Below are 26,658 nucleotides of genomic sequence, written 5' to 3' on the forward strand. Positions count from 1 at the left end.
CCCTTACCCCTCAAATGCATACAACGGCGACCCTAACCGATCACGCGTCGGCAGATCCAAACCACCACCAAGGCCGGCGTCAGGCCGGCCCAATCCCCTTGTTCAGCACCGATCGGGCTGTGTCGAAGTCGCGCAACAATCCCAGCCCTATATCGAGCACCTGCGCCGTCTCCTCGGCGCTTCCGGCCTCGACATAGCAGCGCATCTCCGGAGCATTCCCGGACGGCCTGAAATGGACGATCCTGCCGTTGCTCAAAGTCACCCGCAGTCCGTCGAGCTCGCTGAACCCGGAAACCTGCCCCAGCGGGGCAGTGAAGCGTTCAAGATTAGCGTCATCGGCGCGCAGCCAGGCCATCAATGCGGCACTCCGCTCGGTCGCAAAGTTCACCAACCGATCGGCAGCTGTGAACGGCAGACCGAGATCCAGTTTCAGCTTGGACAGCGCCCGGCCGGTAGCCGCCGCCGTGGCGAGCACGGCCAGAATGGGCAGGAACGAGTCACGCGTTGGCAAAGGCTCGAGCAAGCCTGATGCCACCGGAAAGGAGGAACCGGTCAGCGTCCCGCCGTTGGCCTCGAAACCGACGACGCCTTGGTGTGTCTTCAGCGCCTCTTGCATTCCGGCAATCACGAAGGGCGAGCCTACCTTGGTACGGACGACATGACTGCCAAGGGCCTCTATGCCCGAGTTGGAGGTGATCGGCGTGACGATCGCATCGGCGCCGAGAAAGCGGGCAGCGATCAGGCCGCATATGTCTCCGTTGATCGGCGTGCCGGTCTCGTCGGCGATCAGGGGCCGGTCACCATCGCCATCGGTCGACACGATCGCGTCGAGGCGGAGCTCGGCGGCCCACTGTTGCAACGCCGCGATGGTTTGGACGGAGACGGCTTCCGTATCGACCGGAACAAAGACTTCGGATCGGCCTAGGTCGAACACCTCGGCCCCATAATAGCTCAGGATCTCGCTCAGCAAGTCGCGGGCAACCGTCGAATGCTGGTAGACGCCGACGCGCATACCGGAAAGAGCACTTTGCGGCAGCAAGGTTTTGTTGCGGTCCATGAACAGCGACACGGCATTCGCCGCCCCGTCAGTTTCCTTCGCCGAATCCGTCGCGACAGGCAGCTCCAAATCGACCAGTTCCTGGGCGATCGCGGAAATTCCCTGCTCGTGATTTTTGTCAATTTCTCCGTCAGGCAGGTAGAATTTGATGCCATTGCGATCGGCCGGAATGTGCGAGCCGGTGATCATCATCGACGCAGCGCCCGTGCGGATCCCGTAAAAGGCAAGCGCGGGCGTGGGCAGATGGCCGCAATCGACCGGCTGCAGTCCCTGTGCAGCAAGCGCCAATTTGACGTTGGCGGCGATCGCCGGACTAGAGTCGCGGAAATCATAGCCGACCAGAACGCGATCGCCCGGGCTTGCGATCCGGTTCCGCAACAGAAAGGTTGCAAACGCTGCCGAATAGACGAAGGAGGCCTTCCCCTTCAAGTCCACAGATAGCCCGCGCAATCCACTCGTACCAAATTTCAGGCTCAAACCAGCCTCCTTGAAGCAAAACGCAATTAAATGTCAGTCTCGTTCCGATACGTTGTAGAGAACGCTGACGCGTCCTCCGAAATTCGAGGAGAACAACGCCCCTTCGAACAGCTTCCCGTAAACCTTTCTGTCCTCTGGATAATAGTGCAGGTAGGCATCCAGCCAGGCGATGCGATCAGGACGGATCAGGCCGTTCTTGTCGCGCGGCAGTTTGATCTGCGGTTCTCCCGCCAGCATCTCCATCTTCGAAGGATCGTTGATCGAATCCAAAGCGAAGCGCGCCAGCCTCTCCAGGCCGTTGTCGCATTGCGACAGCGCATCGTATCCGTTGGCCTGCAGAACCGACGCCGTCATCACCAGAGGCCCGGCGGCATGCAGGTGGTAGTCGCGCGCCTTCTTCTTGCGCATGAGTTCGAGAGGCAGCGCACCGTCGACCGTCACCTGGCAAACGCCCAGTTTGTAGCTCTCGAAGCCGAAATCCAGGTAGTCCTTGCGCCCGATCGCAACTCCGACCGCGGTCACGGCAAGCCCGCCCCAATAGCGATGATTCTGCTTGTTAGAGTTGCGGTCGCCCGATTCCGTATAGACGGGGATCGTCCGGTCGGCGAGACTGCCAAGCCACTTCTCGATGGCACCGGTATCGAACTTTAGCAGCGCCGCAGCAGGGCGAACTTGAACATAGGCCAGGGCGGCGCCGGCCAGAATTCGCGTCGTGCTCAGATAGCTCTGGCGCGTCTTCAAATCCGAAAGCGCATCGGCCCGCGCCCAACTGTCCAGCGCCTTCAGGGCACAGCTTGCCGCATCCAGCCGGTTACCATCTGTCTCGGTATAGTTGCTCGCATACTTTGTAACGAATGCAGCGAATTGGCGCGTCTGGGATATCGCCTTGTCGTAGCGTTCCTTGTGTTGCGGATCGATCGTCGAGTGGCTCTCGTCGTCATCCTCGTAGATGCTGGAAAGACTGAGCGAGATCACTGGTGCCGGTGGGCTGACCGTGCAGGTCTTCTTACCATTGTTCTTCGCGATATGCCTTGCCAGCTCGAAGGGCACCGTCAATGTGGCGCCCTGAACGGCCTGCGTTGTGCCCACCACGATAAAGGCACTCGCCAGGAGGCTAAATCTCGAAAGCTCTACCATTGCTATGTACTCGGTTCATTTCGTTGCGTCGTCTCGCTCCCAGCCCCGATCTTCAGACCGAGGCTGGAACGCTCTTCATTGCCCCGTGGACAGGGCCCTGTATTTGCTGTCCCAATAGGCAGCCTTGCCAGCATCGGGATCCAGTCCGACAACGCCGACCTTGTAAGCGACGGCCAACTCGCGGGCAGCCTTGGAGTTGCCGGCTTCCGCCGACCTGGTCAGCCAGTCGAATGCCTTGGTGGTATCCTTTGCCGCGCCGTTGCCGAAGAAATAGGCCTGGTAGAGGCGATACATGGCATATGGCTCTCCGGCCCCAGCCGAAACTGTCAACCAACGAATGGCCATGGCATCATCTCGGCTCCCCAGCTTGCCGTCGATATTGAGGCGCGCGATCTTCAGCAGATACTTGCCCGGAGCGCTGATGTCCGGCCCGAGGAAAATCAGAAGCTCGTTCACTTCGGCCGGCGTCGACGCGATACGTTCGTCGGCAATCTCGCTGATCAGCTTGTTAGCCGCATCCTTGTCGCCGGAGCCATAGAGCGTAAGCAGCTCTTCCTTGGCCTTTTCGGTGGAGGAAACGGTCCACATGCCCTGCAGATGGCCTTCGGCCAAGTCACGTAGGACGGAGATGCGTCCGAGCGCATAGGAACGCAGGAAGAAGCCTTCTGCCTTGGCACGGTTGTCCACGCCGTCCACGCCGTCGCGGAATGCTGCGCCGACCGCGTACAAATCGTCGGCATCCTGATCGGACATACTCTCGGCCAACGACAGCCAATAGCGTGCCAAGGTCTTGGCCTGGGGATCAGGCAGCGTCGAATAGACACGAGCCACGTTAACGATGGCATCGACCGAGCACGCCTCGCCCGCGGCGGTCATCTTTGCCAGATCCTGCAGCGCGTTCGGGTCGCCGGGATCGACGAGCGAGATCTTCGCCTTGAAGTCACCGGCATCGGCCGCCTTCTGCAGCCATGCGCGCCCGACTGCGGAGTCCTGCGACAAGTCCGCCAGAAGGATCTTGCCATATTCCCGCATGCCTCGGGGATCGCCCATTTCGGCAAGTTTCTTGTAGATGTCATTGAGCGTCGTCGGCGTCGCCTGCCCGGCTCGCTGCAAGAGTTGGGCTTTCAGCATCAGCGGATCCGGGTCACCTGTCTCGATCACCGGATCGAGGGAGGCGATCTGGACGAGCTTGTCGCTGAGCTTGGTCGCGACGTCGAAGCGGTTGCTGATGATCGACAACTGCGCCAAGCGCTGCCGCTCCTTGTCCTGCAGCGAGGAGACGAAAAGGAGCAGGCGCTGCGCAGCTTCTGGATTCTGCTCAAAGCTGTTGGTACCGGTCTCCCAGCGGGCGACGACATAGCCGATTGCATCTGGGCTGCCCTTGAAGGCCGCCTGCTGGAGATAAACGCGCCCCTTGGCGCGGTCAGCCGAATCCGCCTTGGTCAGCATGTTCAGGCCTGTGACATAGATCGAATAGACCGACCCGAAGATCGCCGCCTTGTGGCGCCAGTCGTTTGCCAATTCCACTGAGATCGGCGCGCCCTGTCCGCAGGCGAACATGCCGGCGAGTTTCGCCGCACCGTCAGAATTCCCCGCCACGGCAGCTTCGCTGAAGAACTGCATGGCTTTATTCAGGTAGTTGGGATCCTTCCTGCCCATCTCCAGGTAGATCTTGCCGATCTCGTCACTGGCATCGGAGGAGCCAGCCGCGGCGGCGGCCTGCAGGATCTTCAGCGCCTTCTCGATGTCGTCCTTTGAGGCACCGCTACTGGCAAGAAACTCGCCATATTGCACAGGCACATCTTCCGAACGGTCCGGGGCCTGCATGGCGCGCTCGAAATACGTTTTCGCCTTCGCGTCGTTGCGGTCACCGCCGAATTCACCTGAATAGATTCGAGCCAACCACTCGTCTGCCGGGCGAAGCCCGGCCTCGGCGGCCGCGCCTAAATACTTGACGGCCAGCGTGAGGTCCTGCGGCACCGAGATGCCGGTCGCATAAGCCTTGCCGAGGCTGAACTGGGCCGACGACATTCCTCCTTCGGCAGCTTGCTTGAGATAGCTCACCGACTTCTGGATGTCGATCTGGTCGATCTGGTTCGAGCGGTAAAGTTCGGCCAGGTTCTGCGCCGTTTTCGGATCACCGGTCTTAGCGAAGGCTTCCAGCCACTTGAGCGCGGTTTCGATCTCCTTGCTGACGAGGTTGCCGCGCAGATAGAGAAAGCCGATCTGGTTCAGGGCCGAGCAATCGCCCTGCTTGACCTGCGCCACGAGCCCGAGAAGTGCGTTGGTCACCGCACTCTTCTTCTGATCGTCCGCAGCCTGCGGGTCGAGAGTGATGATGCGCGCATATTCGATCATCCCCTGCGGGTCGGATGCTAGCGCCGACTTTTCTAGGTAGAAGCGCGACTTGGTCAGATCACGCATCTCGCTCGGGCCATCGTCGCCATAGAGCTGGCCCAGCACGAAAGCCGCGCGGGTGCTGCCCGAACCATAGGCATCGAGTAGATAGGACTCCGCTTCCCGAAGTTCGTCGACAGTTGAGCCGTTCTCCATTAGCACGCGTGCGAGCGGAATGAGGAAGATGTCGCGGCGAGCCGGATATTTCTTCAGGCCGGCGCGCAAGAGTTCTTCGGCCACGGCAGGCGACTTCTGCATCCGCTCGCTGCCCCGACTGTATTCGACGGCAAGAGCAACGACATCCTGCGATGGCAGGTTGATGTCGCTGATCGGACCCTTCGTCCAATCCCGATCGAGTTTCACGCGCGCCGCTTGATTGGTTACAGGCTTGCACACAGCCTTGTAATCGAGATTCGGAGGGTCGAGCGGGATTGCCGGATTTTCGGCCCGGACTGCGGTCGCAAACCCGGCCGAAGCGGCCACGACCGCGACGGCAGCGACTAAAGACTGATGAAAATGAAATTTGCGCACTCTACTCGTCCCCACTCTTGTGCCCCATCCGTTTCGAAATTATCGGTCGATGCCCGTCGCTGCCAGGAAACCGGCCGGACCGTTCGGTGTCTCAACGACGACGACGTTCTGTCTGTCCTTAGCGGTCAGAGAAACCTTCTCTAGCTCGGTGACCTTCCTGTCCCCCTCAGAGACTGCCAAGCCGATGTCGATGACCGGCAGCTCCTTGGATGCCATGGCGGCCGGCGCAAGATCCTTGAACAGCACCTTGCTGTCGCCGTTGAGGAGCAGCGACAGGTTGGCCGGCTTTGTCGAGAAATTGTAGAAGCTCAAAGCTGACTTGGAGGGATTTTCGACCTCCTTGTCGGGAATAACCACGATGCCTTTTTGCCCGGCGCCCTCCGCGCCGACCGCCACGGTGTAGAATTTGCCGGGCTCAAGCTTAGCCTCGGTGGAGCTTGAATCGTCGGAAATCTTATAGGAGCCGTTGCCGATCAGCCGGTAATTCGACAGTGCGACCGGATCGACGTCGAACTTCTGTCCCGAGAAGTCGAGGCTCACTCCGTTCTTCAACTTCACATTGAGGAAGCGAACGAGGCTTTTGTCGGCCGGGATCGGCGCATCGTAGAGGCCGGCGTCGTTTGCCAGCACGTGCGTGTAGGTGCCCACGGAGGCTCCCAAGACGAGTGCAATACGGATTGCTTGGATTTTGCTTTTCATGATCTCATCCCATTCTTCAATTGGACGTTGCCGCATTCTGGAAAATGCGTTCTGGGTAACGGCACAGTTTCACCGAGCCTGCCGATTTTGCCGCTCCCTCAATCTCGAGGCGAACATGGACAGGTGCATTCCGCGTCCCCCCGGGAAGCGCCTGATAAAGCTTGGCAAGTCCGCTCACGCGCGACGGATTTTCGAAGGAAACGTTTTTGGCGGGACCATTGGCGTAGCTATAGCTCGACTGGAACCCGGTCAGTGCTTTGTTAGTAAATGTGTAGGCGAGGTAATGATCGGATGCCTTGCCAACCAACGCAGGCAGATCAAGATCAACCGTATCGGTCTCATCAAACGTCTTCTCGGCAAGTTTTAATTTACCGTCGCAATCACCGACAATTGCAGGAACGATCGTCTCGTCAACATAGTCTACGCTTCGCAGCACCGACTGGAGATCCGAGTACTCCCACACCAGTATTTCAGGCTTCTTGGCCAACCCATTGGCGTTCTGCGTCCAGCCGTAAATCGACTGTGTCAAACCGCCGCCAGCAATCGAGAAGCCAGATACATCGTACTTCAGGGCTTCGCGAAGGAAGCCGTTGAAGTTGAAATCCATCCGCTCATCCGTAAAGGACGTGCCGACGACATGAACGAGTTCTCGGCCCGGCGTGTCGCCCTCGGTCAGCAGGGCATCCAAGTTATCGACGTTGCGCTTCGTCGAATAGCCGGTGACGCTTTCAGTAGGGATCTTCTCTTGGCAAATCTCATTGAGCGCTTTGCCCATATTGAAGCGTATCGGAGCGGCTTTGCCAGTCAGTTCAGTCTTAAACTCAACGGTGTCAGTAATGTCGCCAGCTAGGCCACTGATCTTCTCCGCCAGAGCCTTGGCGACAACTTTCGCACCCTCCGGCGTCCAGTGAATATCCCGCTTGAGATAATAGGCGTTCCAGTCGAAATCCGGTTCGGTGTCTTTGATTTTAGTAATGTCGACTGCATCGATCCCGACGTCGCGCAAAGACTGAACCATCGCTCGGAACTGCTCGGCGGAGAACGCCGGATCGTAGAACATGTCAGAAAGTATGCCGCCATTGGGGATAAACTGCGCACCGGCAATGCCACGGGGCAGCATCGGCACCAAAATGAGGTGAATGCCTCGATGGCGCAGGGCGTCGTTCACGTCCTTGAATGCATCCAGCGTTTCCGCAGACAGCTCATACATGTTCTCCATGTCGCCTTCGCGGAAGAACCAGCCGCCATAACCTTGATACATCTTTACTGCTATCGAAGTCTGAGGAGACTTTTCCTCGAGCCCCTCGCACTTGTAGAGTATTTCACCGGCCGACACGGAAGCCGCTGAAAGAGCGCACGTAAGAGCTGCCATGCCGACTATGGAAGAGACGCTCAATAAACGCGCCGTGCTGAAGGAGTTGGCTTGCATCATTTCGAAACTCCTGCACGGGCTTCCTTGACGTAGGAGTTTTTCAGGCGCCGCGCGAACTGGCTGCCCAACTCCTCGGCGTGGTCGAGTAGGGCGAAGATCTCATCCTTGTTGGCGTCCTTGTCGCGGCCGTAGAGTAGAACGGCTTTGCGCAGGATCATGTCTGGAACTTCGGCCGCAACGAGCGCGTTGAGCCAACGTTCGGCCTCAGGGTTCTGGTTGGTCGGATTCTTGATGAAATAGTAGTAATAGAGCTGAATCATCGCGTCGGTGTTACCGAGCTCGGCAGCCCTCTCCAGCCAGGCAACGCCCTTTTGCTCGTTCTGCACGGCACCCGCACCGGCAAGATAACTCCGGCCCATCTCCGTCATCGCGGTGACGGACCCGTTGAGCGCGGCCTTGATGTAATAGGCGAAGGCTCGCGATTCATATACGCGCGAGCTCGGTCCCTTGGAATAATTGCGCGCCAGCGCCAGTGCGCTACGGTTGGACCCCATGAAGGCCAGATCCCGATAGAGCGCTTCGGCCCGATCGCGATCCATCTCCACATCCTGGCCGAAATAATAATTTGTCGCGATGGTGTTTAGGGCTTCCTCGTTGCCCAGTTCAGCCGCCTGCTTCGTCAGTTGGTCGGCCTTGGCGAAGTCCTTGGGTCTGTATTGGCCGTTCAGATACTGCCGGGCAAGGAACATACGCAGATTGCCGTTGGTCGGCAGATGCGGCAGTGCGCCTTCGACCGTGTCGATCAGATATCGGAAGCTCTCGTCGCCGACCGCCTTGGGATTGACGTTGACGGCGACGCGCGTGAGCGGCCCGCCTTGTCCGCGTTCGGCAAGGATGTTGCACCAGCCGACCACCTTGCGGAAGTTTAACGCTTGGCTTGACGGCCATTTCTGGCGGAGCTTGAACGCGGCGATGATCGCATTGACGTCACCCCGGTCGGCAAGTTGTGCCAGCTGAACCAGAATCGGTTCGGCAAAATCTTCGCTAAGGCCATCCTCCTGCGTTAGTTGCTGAACGAAGCCGAGTAGAGTGGCATCGTCGCCCTTGAAGGACACGACGACATCTTTCATTTGTCGATGCGCTTCCGCCGCATCCAGCTTGCCGGCCGCCCGCCTGACTTGGACCAAGAGAAAGCGGCTAGTGGGCAGCTCCAACATTTCCGGCGTGTCCAGCAGGACCTCGGCCTTGTCGAACTGCTTGAGCGCAAAATCGATCTTAGCGAGCTGCACATTGCTTTCCGGCGTCAGGATGCGTGGATCGAAATTTGCGTAGACATCGGCAAGACGTTTGAGCTTGTCGGCGCTGCCGGTCGAAAGTGCGAGTTCGGCGGCATCCGGACCGGCGGAAAAATAGCCTTGCGACAGCGCATTCAGAAGCAGAGTGAACCCGGCTTCCGGATCGGCTTCGAACTGCGGCGCCCCCTTGGCCAGCAGCACGCCATATTCCTTCATCGCCCATAGATTATGCTGGTCCGCCAGCTCGCGGACCTCGGCATAATAGGGCGAATAGTTCAGCGTAACTTCGAGATCTTGCCGGACCAACTTGGCAAGCGCCTCGCGCAGCTTGAGCTGCATCTCGGGCGAATCCGCATACTGTTGTTTCAATTCCTCGTAGATCGACCGGGCCCGGGATGACTCTTCCTTGACCAGGCGCCCCTCGCGAAAGATATCACCGAGGATGAGGCCTACCGAAAGGTCACCCGCGTCATAGGCGTTCGACAGTTCGGCGACGAGCTGCTCCGGCGGGATGGGCATCGCCGCCGGTGTCGCATAGTAGCCGGCCTTCTCGGCGCTGACGACTATGCGAGCCAGACGACCGATGACCGATGATTTTCCGCCCTTCCAGATGTCCAGGTAGATCGGCAGGGCGTATTTTGCGATCAGGCTGTCCGGCAGGTTAATGCGGGCGAAGCGGTCGGCTACGACGAGACGCTCCTGTCCCGCCTCGGCAGCGCCGTCCAGCATCCGGTCCATAGCAGCGGTGGCGCGGGCCAGATCTTTCTCGACGTAGATGCCCTGGTAGTAGAGTTTGGCGATCAGGTAATTGGCTCGGTAGCTTCTGGCCTCGTCGAGCATCGACACGGCCCACTTGGAATCCGCCTCGTCGAAGCCGTAGACGTTCTCATCGACCAAGTCGAGCGCGATAAGCTCGGCTGCGCGGCTCGAGCCGCCGTCGACGAGCTCCCAGATCAGATGACGCAGTTCGTCCTTGCCGAGGATGGAAAACAGCACATCCCGGTTCTTCTCGATGATCCCGGCGGCGCTGTCGCTGCCGTAACCGGCGGCCAGCACTAGCAACGACTTGAGCACATCGGGGTGCTCTTGCGCATCGAAGGACGTGGCATAGCGTCCGGCGAGGCGGATAACCGCTCCGTCACCGTCCAGCGCCGATAAGTTGGCCATCAGCACGACCTGGCTGCGTAGCGTATCGGCTTCGACGGAGTTCTGACGATTGAGAAGCAGAAGCAGCTCGAAAGCCGCATCGAGCGAGCCCTTTGACATTTTGTCGCGTAGGGCCGCTTCGCTGTTCGTGGCGAGATCCTGTGCCTGTGCATCGACGCCGGGTGGAGCCTGGGTAGCAGCTTCGGCAGGGTGCAGCGCGGCGCGCAGAGCTTGCGCTTCGCCTTCGTTTGCCGCACCGCCCTTGCGCAGCAGCAGTTCGGCAAGCCCCGCCGTCACCTTGGCATTGATATTAGCATCGCCGGCCGCCAACAGGCTGCGATAGATGGCGATGGCCGCGTCGATGTCGGCAACCCTCAGGGGGTTGTGATCGTTGGCGATCCTGCCGCGCGCCAGCAGTCGGGCATAGCCTAGGAGCGCGCTCGCCTCCGTCGATGTCCTGTAGTCGGCGAGTATCTTCTGCTCGGCTTGATAGGCCTTCTTCGCCTCGGCCGCCAACTGTCGCGGCATTTCAGAAGCCGTCGTAGCCGGCGCCACGCCAAAGATCACCGCCGAAGACGCCAATGCGGTGAGCAGCGTCGCGGAGAGGCGTGATTTTCTCGTTGCGAGATTCATCCTCTCACTCCCCTTGTTGCGCGTTGAACGCAGCCGATTGCGGCGAGCCCGCAGCGTTGATGCAATAATTGGTCGAGGCCTCGTCGGCGCGGAATTCCGGTTGCAGGGACTGCGGAATGATGATGCCGTTCTCCGCCAGCGCGCACTGCTTCTTCACCGGAATGCGCGGCACGCAGACCGAGCGCACCAGCACACCCGTCTTCATATTGCGCGTGACGACGTCGAGCCCGAGCGGCTTGAGATCACCCGAAACGTAGCGAGGCAGCTGGTCGACGAACTTGTTGCCGTAGAACATCGCCTCGGACGCTCCGCGGGTCATCAGACCGACGCGGTTATTCTCGAGGAGGTTGTCACGGGCAGCCACTGTTGCGATCGGATAATACGGGTCCTCGACGAAATCGCGGAACTCACTCTGCTCTGCGACCTTGAGGTTGTCGATATAGGCTTCGATGCCGGCCGCCTTATTCTGACGGATCTGGTTGCCCTCCACATGAACATCCCAGGAATTGCGTACCTTCACGCCAGATCTGCCATTGCCGTAGAACATGTTGCTGTCGACGAGAGCGCAGGGACTTTCCATCGCGGCGAACCCGTCGCCTTTGTTGCGGCTCGCATCGTTGGCATAAACGATTGTGCCGTAGCTTTGGCGGTCAAGCATGATGCCGGACCCGTGGTTCTCGAACGAGAGGTTGCCAAGGATGAAGCTGTCGTCGACCTCGCGCGAAATGATGATGCCGTGCTTCTTCTGCGTCCCGTAGGCCGTGTTGTAAGCCATCATCAGGTTCTTCGACCGGTCGTGCGGGTCGAGGCCATAGATCACGCCGTTGACCAGTTCGTTGCCGACAAAGACGATGTCCTTCGCCTCGAACGCGTAGAAACCGTAATAGAGGTTCTCAAACGAGTTGTTGATGAAATAGCCGGTTGGCGCAGCCGCCTGGACCTTGCGGGCCATTGTGTCGGTCGAACCGGAGGACAGTGACATGCCGTAGGTGCGGCCGCCAGCATAGCCCAGCGCCACAAAGCGGGAATCCGCGGCAAGGGTCTCGCTGCCGCTCCAGCTAAGGATGAAGGGACGGAAGAAGATGCCCTTCTCGTGGTCGTAGACATAGCTTGGCTGACCCGTCGTCACCTCCACCGAAGAGACGGTCACGCCATCGAAATAGATATTGCCGCTGTTGACGATGAAGGCGCCGGCCTTGGTATTAAGCTTCAGCGACTTGATCTCTTGGCCGCTGACGACAAGCGAGGCACCGTCGTTGACGGCAAGCGGCACGTTCAGGGTAACCTCGTTGCCGTCCAGCGAGATGGCATCCGGATCGGTCGCTCGCACCTGGGCGATGAGCTCGCTCATCGTCAGCACCCCACGCGTGACGAAGATGATGCGTGGAACGGTCGATTCAGAATTGAGGTAGAGATATTCCCGGACACCGAGGTTGATGATTTCGTCGAAATGTTCGGATGAGAAGCGGATCAGGCGGGTGGCGCGCGTCTCGCCGCGCTTGGAAATGTCGGCAAGCGCCTCGTTCGCCTCCCGCAGCGGCGGCACAGGAATCTTCGAGGTGACCGCTTCGCGTCCGAGCAGCAGGTTGGGCATGAAGGGCCGGCCGGCCGTCGGCAGGCTGTTTTCCTTTAACGAGGACAGGGCAATGCGCCCATCGCTGATGGTTGAGGCTCCCCCGAAGTCGAGCGCATCGGGCGCAAACTTTGCCGGCGCGGTGGCGCTATTCAGCCAGCCCTTGTCGTCCAGCACGCCGGCGCGGGCCTCGGCCAAGCGACGAAATTCGCCGACGCGTGCCTTATAGTCGGAAACCGTCTTCACGCGGGTGGTCGCGACGTCGACATTGCCGAAGATGGCCTCCGCCTCGTCGACGGCGACCTTGTCGGCATCGGCGGCGGTGCCAAGCGGAGCCCCGGACTGGCCGCTCGCGGCCAGATAACGCGCATAGCGCGCCAGCGCCTCGCCCCGCAGCTTGGCGGGCTCGGCTACCCGACCTAAGGAGGCAGCAAGGAGCGCCTGCCCCTCGCCCGAGGTCGACGGCAACAGGTCGCCGATAGCGGCGACAAAGTCGGCACCGCTGCCCTCAGTACCACGGAAACCGGCAAAGTCTGTTACGCCGAGCGCGACCGCCTGCCTAAGATCGGCATCGGATCCGCCACGGACGAATTCGGCAAGCAGTTCCCGACGGCCGGCATATTGCCAGAGCCGTGTCGCCACTTGCGACAGCAAGGCAACGTCGTCGCCGCTCGAAGCATCGAGCTTCGCGAGAGCCGCCGCATTCGGGAGTTTTCCGTTGATCAAGCTCGCAGCCACCTGCAGAGCCTTCGTCGCGGCCGGCCCGCTAGCGATCGCTTTCGCCCCGATCGGCTGGTCGACGGGAAGGGAAAAGATTGTCCTGATGTCGGCACGCAGTGCGGTGATCTGCGAGATCTTCGCCGCACCCGGTATGTTCTGTCCCTGCGCCAGGATGAAAGCGGGATCACGAACGATTTCAATATCGCGGAACAACGCTACGACCTGCCCATCGCTGAGTTGCAGCTGTCTCGACTTGACGGCACCAGCAACGAGCTCCACCAGGGCCTTCACGTAATTGTCGTAGTCGGCTATGGAGAAGCTGTGGATGAGCGCGAGATAGCTATCGACGGCGACGGCCGGCGGCAGCGCCAGATTGACCGCCCTGTCATAGCCCACCAGCGGCCGCTCATCCCGGATGTCGGCCGTGACCGCATCCGAAACCAGCCGGTTGCGAATCGCCTCGTCCTTTTCCGCCAGGGTCAGAAGCTCGAAGGCACGCGTATCGAGGCTGAGCCGCGCTCGTTCGTGAAGTGCCGCGATATCGCCCCCAGCCTTGACGCCGTGCGCACGTTCCACGGCATCGACCCATGCGGACAGGACGAGGCTGACGGAGTCGGAGGCGGTATCGCGGGCATGCCGGATGATGTCGACATCGATCTGGTCAAATACTAGCTGGGCGAGTTCGACTTTTTCGGCGCGCGGCGACATGCGCAGCAGATCAGTTAGCACTCGGAAGACAGCCGGGTCGGCGACCGCGCCCGCATTCGCGCTGGCGAGCTTCATCAGCTCCTGCCGATCAGCTGCGGAGGTCAGACCGTCGAAATAGAGCGGCAGGAAATCGACATAGATATCGAGGGCAAGTTCGTTCAGCTTCGACTGAGCCAGCCGCTTAGCAAGATCGAGGCTGAGCTTGGCTGCATCCATCCCGGACATGTAGTCGAGAATGAGCGTGTAGCGCACTTTGAACGAATCCGGATCCGTCGTCGACAACGACTGGCCGGAACTGTCGACGAGGGTCTTCAGTGCGCTGATGCCGGCATCACGTGCCGACAGTCCTCGCGCGTTCATCTGCATGTGCAGCTCGGAGGCCACAACGGCTAGCCGGCTGCGCACGTCAACGCCGGCGATCTGGGTCGCATGATCGAGGCTCTCGATGCGAGCCACTTCCCTGAAGATCTCGAAATAAGCGTCGAAACTGCGTGACTTCTCGTCGTCGCGCAAGGCCTGCCAGCGCCTCAGCGCGAGCTCCGCCCCATATTTCAGGCTATCCTCGGTGATTTCGCGTTCAGCCGGAGCGAGCTGGTCCAACTGCGGGCTCTGCTCGCCGACCGTCAATTCCTGCGCATGGACGGCGCGGAGGCTCATGCCCGTTGGTACAGCCGATAGGAGCGTTGCCATGGCGGTCAGGCCGACAAGGCCCTTGACCACAGGCGTTGCAATCAGTGTCAAAGAGGTGCGCATGCCATTCGATCCTTACGACAGCAGCAAGGAGACGGTCTTCAGCCACTGCGGCAACATCACCGAGGGGCTCCATACCGACCGTTGGAACTTGACGATCACCGGTTCGTCGACAGGAATGTCGACGCCGTCCGGGATCCTGAGGTTAATTTCCGCTAAGGCCTTGCCGTCCTCGTCAGTCAAGACTTTGGTGCTGTTGACATAGTTTCGTGCATCGATCGGAACGGAAACCGTCCGCCCGGATTTGGGGAACTCGATCCGGACCTCTGCCGCGTTCAGGGCGATGACCGCATCGGTTAGCTTGACATAGGATGCGACATAGGGCCTCGCGCCCTCATCCGAGAGGCGCACGACAGGCGCACCCTTGCGCACATAGTCCTGTGGCGCGACGGCCTGGGCACTTATTTCACCGCCGTTGCTGGCCTCAAGAAACTTCGTGTAGTCCTGCGAGGTCTTCAGTGCAGCAAAGAATTCCCCCTTCGCTACCTTGCCGGCATCCTTCACATAGACGACCTCGCCCGCAGTATGGGAATCGAGCTCCGCGCCCGGCACGGCGACATAGGCCATCTGCGAGGCGGCGCTCATGCTGCGCTGCGAAGTCAGCTGGAAGATCAATCCGATCAATACGAGAGCGACCACGCCGAGGCTGGCCAGCTTGGCGAACCGGCCAAGGCCCGCAGAAGCACTGCGAACATCCGGCGGAATCGTGTCGGCGAACCGATCGGCAAAGGACGGGTTGCGTCCCCTATACCAGTTGAGGGCACTGACCAACCTTAGATATTGCTCGCGCCCGCCGGTGAGAGCCAGGTTAATCTCGTCGCCGGACTGCTCTGCGCGAACGAGAACATCCCCCTTCCAGGCCATCCCGCCCTTAACCATGGCAACGCGCGCAATCCCGCCAAAGCTCAGCAGTTCCTGCGCCAACGGCACGATCAGACCACTGGAACTCAGGCCGAGCACGAGAAACGTGCGGTCAGAAATTTCCACTGTTATATCCGCAGGCGCGTTCATCTCGTTCCTATCCCTCGTGCTCAGCCCAGACGGACCTTCGGTGCTTCGACCTCGGCCACCTGGGGGAACCAGTCGTCGATCTTCCAGTTGAGATCAGGGTCCTTGCGGACATAAGTGAACTCGGACAGTCCGGAAGCGTTGCGGATCGTCACCACCTGCCCCCTGCTGAAGGAAACCGGATTGCCAGACACGAAGGGTGTGAAATGCCCGTCCACGCCGTACTCGGCACGCTGGTCACCATGCAGGAGCCATGTCTCACGCTCGGCACCGGAGACCATGTAGGTGACGGAGTTCTTGCCTTGGAAACTCACTGCGCAGACCTGGCTGTCACCGTAGCTGCGGTCGATCTTGACCGCTCCCCAGCTCTTCAGCGCACTACGGGTGAAGCTGACCTCTGGGGCGTCCATCTTCTTCAGCGAGTTGACGATTTCCTTCACCCGCTGGGCCTGAGCCTTGGGCAGCACGACGACAGCATCCTCGCTGTCAATAACCATGATGTCCTCGATGTGACTGAGAACGACGCGACGGCCGGACTGTGCATGCACGAGGCAATTACGCGACTGCGAGACGAAACTGTCGCCGCGCAGCACATTGCCGTTCTCGTCCTTGTCGCTGATATCCCAGAGGGCGGACAGCGAGCCGATGTCGGCCCAGCCAATGTCATCACAGGGTACGACTGCGACATTGGCGCTCTTTTCCAGCACCGCCGTGTCGATCGGAATGTCGAGCGGGCAACGAGCGAAGTGCTCCTCCGCAGGCATCAGCAGCATATGGCTGCCTAGGTCACGGCTCGTGCCGCCGGCGATCGAGGCCGCAACGGCTTCATAGACGGCCGGGGCGTGCCGCTTGAGTTCCTCGACCAGCGCCGAAGCGCGGAAGAGGAAAATTCCCGCGTTCCAGAGGTATCCCATCTCGACGAACTGCTTGGCTCGCTCCAAATCCGGCTTCTCGAGGAATCCCCCAGGTTGGTTGACCAGCGCGCCGACCTCCTCGCCGTCCACGACATAGGGCTCGCCGGGACGGATATAGCCAAAGCCGGTTTCCGGTTCGGTCGGTACGATGCCGAAAGTGACGATCTTGGAACTCTCGGCCAACGGCACCGCCTTCTTGACAGCCTCCAGGAAGAGGGCCGGATCGTCAATGACATGATCCGCCGGCATGGCCAGCACGAGCGCATCCGCGTCGCCCTCACTCGCGGCAACCGCAACGGCCGCAAGCGCCGCGGCCGTACCGCGCTGGAGCGGCTCCAGAACGATGCCGGCGAATTCCTGCTCCATCTGCCGCGCCTGGGCATTGACCATATCGATGAAGGCACGGCTGGTCAGCAGCCAGGGCGCCGAAAACATCGCGTCGTTGACGCGTGCCAGTGTGTTCTGGAACAGGCTGCGGTCGTCGACTAGTTGCAGGAACTGCTTCGGCATATTACTGCGCGACAACGGCCACAGCCGCGTGCCGCTTCCGCCGATCATGATCGCCGGCGTTATTTTTACAGGCTTTGTCGGTATGCTCATTGTCATGCCTCCAGCTTCGTCAGCGCAATGGATCTCAATCTTTGCAATTCAGTGCCAAGGCGCCGTGTCGAAGGTCGCTAGCACCGGCTGTCCGACCATGGACGGGTCCAAGCTGCGACCCGGCTGCACCTGAATTTCAAGCTGTGTGGCGGTGTATTCGGTGACCTTGGGAATCGAGACGATGTCGACGTTCTTCGCCTCGACGCCGTCGAGATAGCTGAGCGAGATCTGCGGCTTCTCGGAGATATTGGCGAGACGGCGGAACGGCACGCGAACCGACACGTAGAGGCTCGCATCCTGGCGGACGAGCGAGAGCATCCGGCCGCCGGCGCGGCCATAGGTCGAGCCCGGATGGTCGACGGACAACACATAGCAGTCGCAGGCAGACAGAACCTCTACCGTCGACTTGCCGTCGGCGGCCGGCGCATCGAGGGCGATCGTCGCCAGACGGTCCCCCTGCTTCACCTTTTGCGGCAGGTCGGCAAATTCGACCACGCCATCGCGTGGCTGATAAACCGTGACCGTCTCCGCAGCGATGCTCGCCGAAACAGCTTCGAACGTGAACAGCCTCTTGTAGACGATATTGGAGAGGAAGGAGAAAGCGGCCAAGCCGATGATGACGAATATCAATAGCCCGAATATACGACCTGCAAGACCGTTCCCGGTCGACGACGTCACACCGACCACCGCAGCCTTAGCATTTTCCATTTCTGCCATCTGATTTCCCAATACGTAAATTTTTGAACCGCTTTGAACGACCCGCCCGGCGAGATAGAGGTCGGCGAAGTGCGCCAAGGGCGCCGTCTTCTCCGCAGGGTCGAGAATTTGTAGGCCGGCGCGTCGTTCTTCTGGATTCACCCAGACGACGCGCGTGCTGAGGGCCAGCTCGAGGCAGGAGCCCTCGGTCTCTACGAGCAGGGTCACGGCGAGGTGTTCGCCTGGAGCCTGCGTGAGCACGACCTCGGCGAGCCCAAGACCGGTCACCGACCAGTCGCATACCTCGATGCGCTTTCCGTCGATTAGCGCTGCCAGTGGCAATTTGAAGCGCGGGAACTCCCGTTCACGACGCTTGGGCACAGCAACCGCAGTCATCAGAACACCCTGTCAGTGATTTTCGGCAAGCGTTCCGGCACTTCGTCCGTGAAATAGCTACCGAGATTGGCGAGGAAGACGAGAACCGAGACGAAGACCAGCACGGCAACGGTATTGACCAGCCGGGACGACCATAATTTGAAGGCCGCGTCGAACCGGGAATCCGTCCGCTTGAAGGCGGTCTTCTGGCGCGTCCACTTCTGCCGGTCGAGCCGGAAGAAGATCAGCACCTTCACTGCCGAGCCGAAGATCTGATTGAAGTAGAGCAGCGGGATATAGACCAGATTGATCGACGGACGCACGGTCAGGAAGGTCAACGCCAGGATGTAACGCGAGACGATGACCCAGAGGACATAGAAGGCGGCCGTCCACGGTGTGATCATCGCGGTCCCGAGAAGGGCAAGCGTGATGCCCGACAGGCTGGTCCACATCGACATGCGCTGATCGAGAATCGACCACCAAGTAAACGCGCCGATTTTGATCGGCCCAAGATTGAGGGCACGAGCATTTGTGCGCAGCATGTTGCCGAACCAGCGGGTCATCAGCACATAGGCGGAGCTGATGAAGCTCGGGCTCGGCGGCTGCTCGATTGTCTCCACTTGAACGTCCGGCACGTAATACATGCTGTAGCCGTTCTTCAGCAGCCAGAACCAGCTCGACTTGTCATCACCGGTGAGCATGCGGATTCGGCCGAGGCGCCAATGGTCGATATAGTCGTTCTGCACGTGATCGATGAAATCCGGATCGCAGGCAAGCCGCGCGCGGAACATCGACATACGCCCGGTCAGCGTCAGCACGCGCTCTGCGAGACCATGCGACGACATCAGAATCTGGCGCTGCGCAAAACGCATCGAATACCACTGCTTGAAGATTTCCGCGCCCTCGACGGTGCACACCTCATCGGTGGTCAGCGCGCCCAGATTCGGATTGAACAGGAACATGCAGGCACAGCGCTCTACGAGATCGGACGGCACAATGCTGTCGCCGTCGATCACCGAGACGGTGTCGTCGCCAGCGGGATTGAGCGCCGCGATGGCACGGAAGCCGGCAGCAAGGGCATCGCGCTTGCCCGTCCCGGGAATGCGGACGATCTCCAGCCGGAACGGCAGGCTATCGCCATACATCACTTCGGCAAGACGACGAATGAGGCGCTCGTCACCGATTTCGACAATCGAGCAGACGATCGTTGCGCCGGCAGGCGCATTGGCTGCCGCGACGAAAGCGCCGCGATAAACCTTGGTGGTGGTCGGGGCATCGATCCTGAAGCTCGTGATCAGGAAGTAGGCATGCCCAAACCCTTGCGCCTTTGCTGCCGCTTCGGCCACCCGACGAATCCTCGGGAAGCGGACCAGCCGGAACCAGACGCTGCGCAGCAGATGAAGCAGTCCCCAAGACCATCGCCACAGCCCGATGACGCCGACCACCAATGCGGCGTCGCGTGCCTTCTCATCGAATGCCTCCTGCGGCAGCAGCGCTGCACAGACAGCCAACAGTAGGACGAAAACGATATGCTTGAGGACGCCCAACATCAACGTTTACCAGACGAGACCTTCGTAATGCACGCCGGACGGCATATCGACGGGAATACGGACGAGGTCGATGACCTTGACGCCTTCCCGCGCTTTCTTCAGCGCATCCTTGGTGCCCTGGCCGTTGATCCCGACCACGATGGCCTCACTCTCAAAGACGACTTCCTCCGGCGACGAACGCATGAAGCCGGCGAGGTGCGAGATGTAGTTCCGGCCGCCATGATCGTTGACCGAGACGTTGGAGTCATAGATCGACAGCTCGTAACCCTTACCCATCAAGCGCTCGGCCAGAAGCACCAGCGGGCTCTCACGCAGGTCGTCCGTGTCCGACTTGAAGGTCAGGCCGAGAAGGCCGATTTTCTTGGCGCCGGAGCGATTGACGAGGCGGAAGGCGCGCTCGAGCTGATACTGGTTCGCCTCGACAGTGGCGTCGAGGACCGGTGTCGAAACGTTCTGCATCTTGCCGAAATGACGCAGCGCCCGAAGATCCTTCGGAAGGCAGGAGCCGCCATAGGCGAAGCCGGGCTTCATATAGGCGCGGGAAATGTTGAGTCGCGTGTCGGCGCAGACAACATCCATCACGACGTGGCTGTCGATGCCGACGGATTTGCAGAGATTGCCGATTTCGTTGGCGAAGGAAATCTTCACCGCATGCCAGCAGTTGTTGGTGTACTTGACGATTTCGGCGCTGCGGATCGGGATGACGTGCGGCTTTACCTCGACCGAGGCGCAGAGGTCATGTAGGGCCTGAACGGTTTTCTCATCGCCTTCGTACTGGCCAAAAACGATCGCACCTGGGCTGTAATAGTCGGCGATTGCCGTACCTTCGCGCAGGAATTCCGGGTAGTAGGCCAGACCGAAGTCCACTCCAACCCTCTTGCCGGAGGCGCCTTCAAGGGCCGGGATGACGACGTCCTCGACCGTGCCTGGAAGGATCGTCGAGCGCATAACGACCATGTGGAAATCGCTCTTGTCGCGCAATGCAACACCGATCTGCTCGCAGACCAGCTTGACATAGCTCGTGTCCAGCGAACCGTCTTCACGGCTCGGCGTACCCGGGCAGCAGAACGAGATATCGGTCTCGTTGATCGCGGCGATATAGTCACTGGTTGCAGTCAAAAGGCCGTTCTCGACACCCGTTTCGATCAGGTCAGGCAGACCCGGCTCGTAGATTGGAGAGCGACCTTCGGAGATGCACTTGACTTTGTATTGGTCCGGATCGACCGCGACTACTTTGAAGCCGTCTTTTGCAAGACAACCGGCCGATACAGCTCCAACATAGCCCGCACCAAAAATACTTACGCGCCAATTTTTCTTGCCCACCACCTACACCTTTCGCGCAATGTTTGTTCAATAAAGAATAGAAATGCCGCTTTTCTGGTCACCACATTAAATTCAAATAAATCTATATGTTTCACCTGCGAAGAGCACCCCTTTCGATTTCGCAATACAGCATCTGTTTATGACGTCAACATAACGAATCTCAGTTATCAACATGCTCGACCGGAAATATTTGCATCAAATTTAGGCATACTCGTTTCGAGCCAATATTAAGTGTAGTTATACATGTGCGCGAAATGCGGACGAAGATTTCGTTAACAATATCAACATATTAAAACACGATGAAAAAATGCGCACATGACGCCTATTTTTTGTGCGCCGCAGCATTAACCAAAACTTGATTTCGGTGAGTTTTTTGCGACTGAGGCAACTGCGCAACGCTCGGCCAACCGCATCAACTGGAAGCGAATCAACAACTGACGCACGCCATGCGCATCAGCACGCAACGGGGTGCAATGCTAAGTAGACCGTCGGCGCAACGCCGGGTGTCTGCCCGCGATAGAGATCGTAGAAAGCATGGTGCCAATCCGTCAGCCTGGGCAGCCGAACGTTTCGCAGCGGGACAGTTGAACATCGCCGCTCGTATTGACGATGGACGTTCTTAAAGAATGGCACATATATAAGCTAAATATGCCGAAGAGCCTGTAATTAAATTTCACTTAATTCAATCCATAAATTACGATCATCAGCGTTTACTCCGCGAACACGAAATAAAAATTCGGTTGTTTAAAATTTTATACGTCACAAAAACGGAATCTTGCTTTGTATTTCCTATTGTCTCCTCAAACGCGGGAGATAAAGATGAGAATAAAAGCATTCCAAATCGGGACTATTATTGCACTCAACATATTCTCCCCAAACATCTGCGGCGCTCAGGAAGCATCAACCGTGCCCGCGGTCACGATCAAATCGCCAAGTACTTCAGAGGGGCTAACGGGCCTATTCTCAGATTTGCGTAGCCGCGTTTTTGTCACTTCTGACCAGCAGGATGCAGCCACGTCAATTGACCACGCCGAAGCGACAGCGGCTGTCACTATTGACAAGGACTATACGATCCAAACGGGCAGTATTTCGTCCCTTTCCACCGGCAACGGCTTCGGCAGCGGAACACCGGGTGCGGAAACCGAGCAAGTTCCTCTTTGCGTCAGCATCCCTGCGCCGCCCGCGACGCTGCAGACCCAATCGAAGTACAAGGCTGACGACAGGTCAAAATCCTCGATCGACGACGACGCCTTGGAAGCGCGCGATAGGACCGTACAGCCAATTCGCAACTCTATTCGCCTGCTGACCAACATCGCCTATGCCGGATCGAATAGTTCGCTGGTTGCCCAGGCGCGGGCAGAATGCGTGCTGCATAATGTCGATCGGTGGGCGTCGGCGAAGGCGCTGACCGACATGCGCACTGTTGACGCCTATCTCAGCCGCGACCGTTGGGTAGCCGAAATCGCACTTGCGGTTCGGTCGGCCAGCAAACGGGTTGAGCTCTCCAGTGAGCGTAAGGCGCTTTACTCGACATGGTTCAGCACACTTGCCCGCGATACCATGGAGGCTTATTCGTTTCGCCTCGGCCCGAAGTCGAAGACGAATAATCACCGTTATTGGGCGGGCCTGTCGGTCGCTGCCGTCGGTTTTCTTCTCGATAATGCTGATTTCAAGACATGGGGCAAAACGAGTTTCGAGATCGGCGCTTGCCAGGTAGATGATCGCGGCTTCCTGCCGGCGGAACTGGCGCGTGGAGAGAAAGCCCTTGACTACCATGTCTATGCGTTGCGCCCACTCGCTGCCATCATCAAGCTCGCCTCAGACAATGGCGAACCGCTTCAATCAAAGTGCCTCGACAGGTTCAAACGTCTCACCGCGATGACGCGCGAGGCCCTGCAGGATCCCACGGAATTCGAGCGTGTCGCCGGTCAGCGCCAATCGACCATCTCCTCGGAAACCAGCTACTCTGCAGCGTTGAAGCTCGACGCGCTTCCGCTGCTCTGAGATATCGCTGCAAACGGTCGGGAAACAGACATCAGTTGCGCGTTAGTGAAGTGGACGGCAGTTTGATCTGTGCTGCGTCGCGCCATCTTTTCTGATCTGCAATGGATGCGCTTGTCGCGGCAGTGCTGCCCAGCAGTAACGCGCTGTAGATGACCTGTTTCATGCCGTCGGCGCCGAGCTTGGCGAATTGAACCATGTCCATACCAAGTGCCGCACTCACCTGATCGATATGTCTGGGCGCCGCGAGATTTTCAATATCCGCAAGCGCCGCCTTTAAAATTGCTCTTTGCTGCAAGTTCACAGGATCCTCCCATCCCTCCCAAGCTGATTTTCTCCCAGAAGCCCATTCAATAGAAGCGTGGACACCACAACTTCAATTGTTGCACGAATTGAAAGATCCTACAACTTTATATATTATAAAATAGTAATGTTGAATTTATGAATATGAAAGCCGTGACTTCATGCGAGTGGAAATTTACACCGGCGCCAAATCGAAAGGAGCTCAATGGCTGTAAATATCTCGTCGCCGGTCAAAGCAATATGCGACCTCTTTTTAACTTGACCCGGAGCTCACACCTCGTGCCGTGGCGAGCTTGAGGGAAAGCGGACAGTGCAACCACCGATCGTCCGTCAGAGGATAAAGTCACTGCTTTGAAGCTGTACGAAGCCATCGACGTGTATCGAAAAGTCCGCAGTTCCATCGCCATTGACATCGCCGTAGATATAGGTCTCGGACCCGGTATTGACGTAGCGCAACTCGCCGACTTTCTCTGAGAACGCGACAGTCCCGATGAAATCAAAGGCTTGACCGCCGTTGACGGCGGTGTTCGCATCGATCACGCTAAGATTGATTATATCGCCTTCAGCCTTAGAAAACTGGTAGATGTCGTCGCGACCGCTGGAAGTTAACGTCGACGGATCGAGCCAGGTGAAGACGAAGGTGTCGGCGCCCGTCCCGCCGTAGAGATTGTCAGCGCCTTCGTCGGCATAAAGTCGGTCGTCGCCAGCCCCTCCGTAGAGCGTGTCGTCGCCGTCGCCGCCCACCAGCTTGTCCGATCCTGCGTCACCGTAAAGCCTGTCATTATCGCCATAGCCATAAAGCGTATCATTGCCATCTGCCCCGACCAACCTGTCAGCGCCGCCCTGACCCACGAGCATGTCGTCACCGTCCTGGCCGTAAAGCCGGTCGGCGCCGTCACCGCCATAGAGCCTATCGTTATCGGCACCGCCACTGAGGATATCGTCGCCCTCACCTGCGACGACCGTGTCGGCACCGGCGTCGCCGCTCAGGTCATCCGTTCCTGCCCCACCGTAGATGGTATCGTCTCCGTCGCCACCGGTGATCGTATTCGCGCCGGCTTCGCCCTTGAGTGTGTCGCTACCGGCACCGCCATCGATCGTATCGTTACCGTCCCCGCCATAGACGATATCATCGCCCGCCCCTGAGGAAACCGCATCGGCGCCGTCCTGTCCCAGAAGCTTGTCAGCGCCAGAGCCACCCACAATCCTGTCGTCGCCGGCGCCTGCGCGAACTACGTCATCGCCACCATAGCCGTAGATGACGTCAGCGAGCTCACCGCCTGTAAGCACATCATTGCCAATCGTACCGGTTGAATTTGCCGAATAGTCGCTCGTCCCGTCGGCTGTCACGGTGCTCATTAGGCCGCCCAACCCGTCGCCTGTTACGTGAGAAAAATCAAACCCATAAAATGATACCTGGCCAGCGCCGGTACTGTTCGTCTCATTGCTTCCAAGGTAGGCACCCGCCTTAAAGTAGAACTGTTCGCCATCCCAGGCAGAACCGACTGTTGTGACCGACTTGTACGTGTCCCCGCTGGCATAGACGATGACCGTCAGTGTGTCTCCGTGAACGTCAATCTCGTAGGAGAACTGCTCCCCAAGGGAAACTTGCGGCGTTTCACCGCTTGCATTGGTGAGCTCGAATCTCAAGGAATCGTTGCCGTCTCCGCCCTTGTCGCTCTTAAAATAGACTTCACCATTCTCCCAATAGAGCCTGACCAGTTCGTCTTTCGAACCATGAATCTGGCCGACGACGATACGCCCATCCGCGCCGTCCGTTTGCGGCGCCTCATCGACCTTCAAGGTCGCGGTCATCGTGCCTCCTTCATCCAAGCTCCAGGAGGCTAACGAGTGACCATCCATCTCGCGCAGCTCCGATCTCGCGCAGGTCGTGCCCTTGGTCAAGGCGCCATCAGTGATCGCACGAAACACCATCGCCCCATCGTCGGCCGTGTAGAAATAGGACGAATGTTCGAAGCCCGTGAGCTCCAGGATCTCCAAAGCCGTACCAATGGTTCCACCATCCTCGTCGATCGGTAGGCAGAGTTTCCAGTTCATTAAATCGAAGTTATCGGAATTTGTCACCACTAACTCATCCTCAAAGGGGGATAATATCTCGTCTCATCAGGAACTTGGATGCATGGGAATCCGTCGAGACTGTTCGCCGAAAACGCTAAGACAACCTGTGGGCCCCGGTACGAATGAGTTTCCGAACCGTTCTGTTATCGTTTTGCTTGGCCTTACTATGCGTGAAGAATTGCTACGGGAACGTAAAGGCGCTGGTCGCGACAAGCTGGCGCTTGCGGGCAGGCCCCAAAGCTTTTTGACAGAACGTCCTGGAGGATGGCCTTATCCAGTGACAGATCGGCGACGATCCGCGAGGGCATCACTCTCCGGCAGCTGCGAATACCGCGCTGGCATCGCTAACAATTTCCACATGGGAATATGCCGCCTGCCCCGCGGCCGCGACGTCCGCTCGCATGATCGCCGTCACGATCCGGCCGTGCTCCTCATAGGATTTCGCCAGACGCCCGGGCAGACGGAACTGCGCCCGCCGAAAAGGTGCGAGCCGCGCCCGCGTCTGGGTCACCATTTCGAAGACATGATCGTTATGCGCACCGCGATAAAGCCGGGTGTGGAATTCGGTGTTGTGAGCCGAATATTCTTCTTGTGCGCCGGCATGCACCAGCCTCATCGATCCTCGATGCATCAACTCAAGCGCGCGCCGCTCATCGACGGTCATACGCTCGGCCGAAAGCCTGGCGCAGATCGCTTCGAGTTCCGCCATCGCCTCGAACATCGAATGTAGATAAGTCTCGGTGACCTTGGTAACGACGGCACTCCGGTTTGGCTCGCGCACGACCAATCCCATGGCACCCAGCTCGCGCAAAGCCTCTCGCACCGGCGTGCGCGAAACGTCGAAACGAACTGCGAGCGAAACCTCGTCCAACTTCGCGCCCGGCAGGATTTCAGCTGTGACGATCATGTCGGAAATCGCCCGGACCATCTGCTCGACAGTCGTTCCGGTGCGGATCACCTCTTTGCGTATAGCCTGCTTCACCATGCGAATCTACTTACTTGAACACTCTGCATACAGATGCCGTGCGGGACATCATAAGTCAAATTGCGCAGCGAACATATTGTTAAATATTCACTTTCTGGGCAGAAAGCCCGCATGTGCCATCGGCACGTGGCGCCAACGCGGAGTCACAATGAACAATAAATACGTCGTGATTATTTCTTATGCAAACATGCGATCAATCTGTATGCACTTTGCATAACGCAGTTCTTTGCATCAATAAGAACGTATAAAATTCAGTGAATTAGTTTCTGGCACGCACGTTGCATGCACTTTTCTGTACTCGTTCGCAACCGGCCCAGCGCCGCAAGGAG

General features: G+C 58.8%; 16 protein-coding genes. 1 reads left to right on the forward strand and 15 read right to left on the reverse strand.

Going from position 1 to position 26,658, the window contains the following annotated elements:
• Nucleotides 1-79: 79 nt before the first annotated feature.
• The 12 genes from QA644_RS31740 to QA644_RS31795 all read right to left on the reverse strand — a co-directional run bounded on the left by QA644_RS31740 (nt 80) and on the right by QA644_RS31795 (nt 20,961).
• Entirely contained in the window at nt 80-1,534 is a 1,455-nt protein-coding gene (locus QA644_RS31740; protein ID WP_283073030.1) for a phosphomannomutase, read from the reverse strand.
• 33 nt (nt 1,535-1,567) lie between these two features.
• A complete protein-coding gene (locus QA644_RS31745; RefSeq protein WP_283073031.1) occupies nt 1,568-2,626 on the reverse strand; it encodes an alginate lyase family protein in 1,059 nt (352 codons plus the stop codon).
• 120 nt (nt 2,627-2,746) lie between these two features.
• Nucleotides 2,747-5,599, reverse strand: coding sequence for a tetratricopeptide repeat protein (locus QA644_RS31750; protein ID WP_283073032.1), 2,853 nt, complete (start codon nt 5,597-5,599; stop codon nt 2,747-2,749).
• 39 nt (nt 5,600-5,638) lie between these two features.
• Entirely contained in the window at nt 5,639-6,298 is a 660-nt protein-coding gene (locus QA644_RS31755) for an alginate O-acetyltransferase AlgF (protein ID WP_283073033.1), read from the reverse strand.
• A 16-nt stretch (nt 6,299-6,314) separates the two neighbouring features.
• Entirely contained in the window at nt 6,315-7,730 is a 1,416-nt protein-coding gene (locus QA644_RS31760; RefSeq protein WP_283073034.1) for a hypothetical protein, read from the reverse strand.
• Nucleotides 7,727-10,744: a tetratricopeptide repeat protein gene (locus tag QA644_RS31765; RefSeq protein ID WP_283073035.1), complete on the reverse strand. Its 3,018-nt coding sequence runs from the start codon at nt 10,742-10,744 to the stop codon at nt 7,727-7,729. The genes QA644_RS31760 and QA644_RS31765 overlap by 4 nt, the downstream gene beginning before the upstream one ends.
• Before the next feature lie 4 nt (nt 10,745-10,748).
• Nucleotides 10,749-14,498, reverse strand: coding sequence for a right-handed parallel beta-helix repeat-containing protein (locus tag QA644_RS31770; RefSeq protein ID WP_283073036.1), 3,750 nt, complete (start codon nt 14,496-14,498; stop codon nt 10,749-10,751).
• A gap of 12 nt (nt 14,499-14,510) precedes the next feature.
• The gene (locus tag QA644_RS31775; RefSeq protein ID WP_283073037.1) at nt 14,511-15,482 is read right to left on the reverse strand and encodes a hypothetical protein; all 972 of its coding nucleotides are present in this window, start codon (nt 15,480-15,482) and stop codon (nt 14,511-14,513) included.
• A gap of 44 nt (nt 15,483-15,526) precedes the next feature.
• Complete coding sequence (locus tag QA644_RS31780) at nt 15,527-17,017, reverse strand: mannose-1-phosphate guanylyltransferase/mannose-6-phosphate isomerase (protein WP_283073038.1); 1,491 nt, start codon at nt 17,015-17,017, stop codon at nt 15,527-15,529.
• Nucleotides 17,018-17,065: 48 nt separating this feature from the next.
• On the reverse strand, nt 17,066-18,109 hold the full coding sequence (locus tag QA644_RS31785; RefSeq protein ID WP_283073039.1) for a PilZ domain-containing protein: 1,044 nt from the start codon (nt 18,107-18,109) through the stop codon (nt 17,066-17,068).
• Complete coding sequence (locus tag QA644_RS31790) at nt 18,109-19,638, reverse strand: glycosyltransferase (protein ID WP_239602838.1); 1,530 nt, start codon at nt 19,636-19,638, stop codon at nt 18,109-18,111. The genes QA644_RS31785 and QA644_RS31790 overlap by 1 nt, the downstream gene beginning before the upstream one ends.
• Before the next feature lie 6 nt (nt 19,639-19,644).
• A complete protein-coding gene (locus QA644_RS31795; protein ID WP_239602837.1) occupies nt 19,645-20,961 on the reverse strand; it encodes a nucleotide sugar dehydrogenase in 1,317 nt (438 codons plus the stop codon).
• 969 nt (nt 20,962-21,930) lie between these two features.
• Between QA644_RS31795 and QA644_RS31800 the strand changes: the two genes are divergently transcribed.
• Nucleotides 21,931-22,965, forward strand: coding sequence for an alginate lyase family protein (locus QA644_RS31800; RefSeq protein ID WP_283073040.1), 1,035 nt, complete (start codon nt 21,931-21,933; stop codon nt 22,963-22,965).
• A 31-nt stretch (nt 22,966-22,996) separates the two neighbouring features.
• Here QA644_RS31800 and QA644_RS31805 read toward each other — a convergent pair whose 3' ends face one another.
• The 3 genes from QA644_RS31805 to QA644_RS31815 all read right to left on the reverse strand — a co-directional run bounded on the left by QA644_RS31805 (nt 22,997) and on the right by QA644_RS31815 (nt 26,326).
• Nucleotides 22,997-23,266 carry a hypothetical protein gene (locus tag QA644_RS31805; RefSeq protein WP_239602833.1) on the reverse strand — a complete coding sequence of 90 codons (270 nt, stop codon included), beginning with the start codon at nt 23,264-23,266 and terminating at the stop codon, nt 22,997-22,999.
• Between the two features lie 329 nt (nt 23,267-23,595).
• Entirely contained in the window at nt 23,596-25,350 is a 1,755-nt protein-coding gene (locus QA644_RS31810; RefSeq protein WP_283073041.1) for a polysaccharide lyase family 7 protein, read from the reverse strand.
• Between the two features lie 301 nt (nt 25,351-25,651).
• On the reverse strand, nt 25,652-26,326 hold the full coding sequence (locus QA644_RS31815; RefSeq protein ID WP_283074068.1) for a GntR family transcriptional regulator: 675 nt from the start codon (nt 26,324-26,326) through the stop codon (nt 25,652-25,654).
• Nucleotides 26,327-26,658: the final 332 nt, after the last annotated feature.

It is taken from the genome of Rhizobium sp. CC1099 (genome assembly GCF_029714385.1).
GTDB lineage: Bacteria > Pseudomonadota > Alphaproteobacteria > Rhizobiales > Rhizobiaceae > Rhizobium.

Coding starts and splice junctions, on each gene's coding strand:
- QA644_RS31755 (WP_283073033.1), bottom strand. CDS start 6,298: ATGAAAAGCAAAATCCAAGCAATCCGTATTGCACTCGTCTTGGGAGCC.
- QA644_RS31780 (WP_283073038.1), bottom strand. CDS start 17,017: ATGAGCATACCGACAAAGCCTGTAAAAATAACGCCGGCGATCATGATC.
- QA644_RS31785 (WP_283073039.1), bottom strand. CDS start 18,109: ATGACTGCGGTTGCTGTGCCCAAGCGTCGTGAACGGGAGTTCCCGCGC.
- QA644_RS31790 (WP_239602838.1), bottom strand. CDS start 19,638: ATGTTGGGCGTCCTCAAGCATATCGTTTTCGTCCTACTGTTGGCTGTC.
- QA644_RS31770 (WP_283073036.1), bottom strand. CDS start 14,498: ATGCGCACCTCTTTGACACTGATTGCAACGCCTGTGGTCAAGGGCCTT.
- QA644_RS31765 (WP_283073035.1), bottom strand. CDS start 10,744: ATGAATCTCGCAACGAGAAAATCACGCCTCTCCGCGACGCTGCTCACC.
- QA644_RS31760 (WP_283073034.1), bottom strand. CDS start 7,730: ATGATGCAAGCCAACTCCTTCAGCACGGCGCGTTTATTGAGCGTCTCT.